General features: G+C 50.4%; 1 rRNA gene. It reads left to right on the forward strand.

Annotated features, from left to right (window positions below):
• The first annotated feature begins 191 nt into the window (after nt 1–191).
• A 23S ribosomal RNA gene (locus KI742_RS21060) occupies nt 192–3,081 on the forward strand.
• Nucleotides 3,082–3,165: the final 84 nt, after the last annotated feature.

Genomic DNA, 3,165 nt, shown 5'->3' on the forward strand with positions numbered 1-3,165 from the left:
TTTGTAAAGTTCTCAATGTTTGTCTTTAAGACAAACACCAAAAAACACATTCAAGTGTTCTTGGGAATATCACTTTTACAGTGATTATTCGAAATTGAGTCCGGCAAAATCGATATGTCTCTCGCTCATTCAAATAATGAGAGACAACTTTGGTGATTTGAACATCAACTCGAAACTCCTTCGGGTTGTATGGTTAAGTGACTAAGCGTACACGGTGGATGCCTTGGCAGTCAGAGGCGATGAAGGACGTATTAACTTGCGATAAGCCCAGATTAGGTAGTAAAAACCATTTGAGTCTGGGATTTCCGAATGGGGAAACCCAATACCATAAGGTATTACTGTTGAGTGAATACATAGCTCAACAGGGCGAACCGGGGGAACTGAAACATCTAAGTACCCCGAGGAAAAGAAATCAACCGAGATTCCGAAAGTAGCGGCGAGCGAAATTGGACTAGCCCTTAAGCTTTACACGCGTTAGACGAACAGCCTGGAAAGGCCGACGATACAGGGTGATAGTCCCGTAGTTGACGACGTGTGTTCAGTGAAATCGAGTAGGGCGGGACACGTGATATCCTGTCTGAATATGGGGGGACCATCCTCCAAGGCTAAATACTACTGACTGACCGATAGTGAACCAGTACCGTGAGGGAAAGGCGAAAAGAACCCCTGTGAGGGGAGTGAAATAGAACCTGAAACCGTGTACGTACAAGCAGTAGGAGCAGGCTTGTCCTGTGACTGCGTACCTTTTGTATAATGGGTCAGCGACTTATATTCAGTGGCAAGGTTAACCATCTAGGGGAGCCGTAGGGAAACCGAGTCTTAACTGGGCGTTCAGTCTCTGGATATAGACCCGAAACCAGGTGATCTAGCCATGGGCAGGTTGAAGGTTGAGTAACATCAACTGGAGGACCGAACCGACTAATGTTGAAAAATTAGCGGATGACTTGTGGCTAGGGGTGAAAGGCCAATCAAACCTGGAGATAGCTGGTTCTCCCCGAAAGCTATTTAGGTAGCGCCTCGGACGAATACTACTGGGGGTAGAGCACTGTTAAGGCTAGGGGGTCATCCCGACTTACCAACCCTTTGCAAACTCCGAATACCAGTAAGTACTATCCGGGAGACACACGGCGGGTGCTAACGTCCGTCGTGGAGAGGGAAACAACCCAGACCGCCAGCTAAGGTCCCAAATTACTACTAAGTGGGAAACGATGTGGGAAGGCTCAGACAGCCAGGATGTTGGCTTAGAAGCAGCCATCATTTAAAGAAAGCGTAATAGCTCACTGGTCGAGTCGGCCTGCGCGGAAGATGTAACGGGGCTAAGTAGTAAACCGAAGCTGCGGCAATGCACTTTAGTGCATTGGGTAGGGGAGCGTTCTGTAAGCGGTTGAAGGTGTGTGGTAACGCATGCTGGACGTATCAGAAGTGCGAATGCTGACATGAGTAACGATAAAGGGGGTGAAAAACCTCCTCGCCGGAAGACCAAGGGTTCCTGTCCAACGTTAATCGGGGCAGGGTAAGTCGACCCCTAAGGCGAGGCCGAAAGGCGTAGTCGATGGGAAACGGGTTAATATTCCCGTACTTCTTACAATTGCGATGGGGGGACGGAGAAGGCTAGGTGGGCCTGGCGACGGTTGTCCAGGTTCAAGTGCGTAGGCTGAAGAGTTAGGTAAATCCGGCTCTTTTTAAGGCTGAGACACGACGTCGAGCATCTACGGATGTGAAGTCATTGATGCCATGCTTCCAGGAAAAGCCTCTAAGCTTCAGATTGTAAGGAATCGTACCCCAAACCGACACAGGTGGTCGGGTAGAGAATACCAAGGCGCTTGAGAGAACTCGGGTGAAGGAACTAGGCAAAATGGTACCGTAACTTCGGGAGAAGGTACGCTCTCGACGGTGAAGTCCCTCGCGGATGGAGCTATTGAGAGTCGCAGATACCAGGTGGCTGCAACTGTTTATTAAAAACACAGCACTGTGCAAAATCGCAAGATGACGTATACGGTGTGACGCCTGCCCGGTGCCGGAAGGTTAATTGATGGGGTTAGACTTCGGTCGAAGCTCTTGATCGAAGCCCCGGTAAACGGCGGCCGTAACTATAACGGTCCTAAGGTAGCGAAATTCCTTGTCGGGTAAGTTCCGACCTGCACGAATGGCGTAATGATGGCCACGCTGTCTCCACCCGAGACTCAGTGAAATTGAAATCGCTGTGAAGATGCAGTGTACCCGCGGCTAGACGGAAAGACCCCGTGAACCTTTACTACAGCTTGGCACTGAACATTGACCCTACATGTGTAGGATAGGTGGGAGGCTTTGAAGCGCAGTCGCTAGATTGCGTGGAGCCGTCCTTGAAATACCACCCTTGTAGTGTTGATGTTCTAACGTCGACCCCTTATCGGGGTTGCGGACAGTGCCTGGTGGGTAGTTTGACTGGGGCGGTCTCCTCCCAAAGCGTAACGGAGGAGCACGAAGGTGGGCTAATCACGGTTGGACATCGTGAGGTTAGTGCAATGGCATAAGCCCGCTTGACTGCGAGAATGACAATTCGAGCAGGTGCGAAAGCAGGTCATAGTGATCCGGTGGTTCTGAATGGAAGGGCCATCGCTCAACGGATAAAAGGTACTCCGGGGATAACAGGCTGATACCGCCCAAGAGTTCATATCGACGGCGGTGTTTGGCACCTCGATGTCGGCTCATCACATCCTGGGGCTGAAGTCGGTCCCAAGGGTATGGCTGTTCGCCATTTAAAGTGGTACGCGAGCTGGGTTTAGAACGTCGTGAGACAGTTCGGTCCCTATCTGCCGTGGGCGTTGGAGAATTGAAAGGGGCTGCTCCTAGTACGAGAGGACCGGAGTGGACGAACCTCTGGTGTTCGGGTTGTGTCGCCAGACGCATTGCCCGGTAGCTAAGTTCGGGATCGATAACCGCTGAAAGCATCTAAGCGGGAAGCGAGCCTTGAGATGAGTTCTCCCTGATACTTTAAGTATCCTAAAGGGTTGTCGTAGACTACGACGTTGATAGGCAGGGTGTGTAAGCGTTGTGAGGCGTTGAGCTAACCTGTACTAATTGCCCGTGAGGCTTAACCATACAACACCCAAGGGGTTTTGATGGACTCAATGAAAGAACATTGAATGTGTAAGAACGAGAATTAAAAAAACAGCTTTCCGAATT

The organism is Vibrio sp. D417a (assembly GCF_030248595.1).
Classification (GTDB): Bacteria; Pseudomonadota; Gammaproteobacteria; order Enterobacterales; family Vibrionaceae; genus Vibrio; species Vibrio alginolyticus.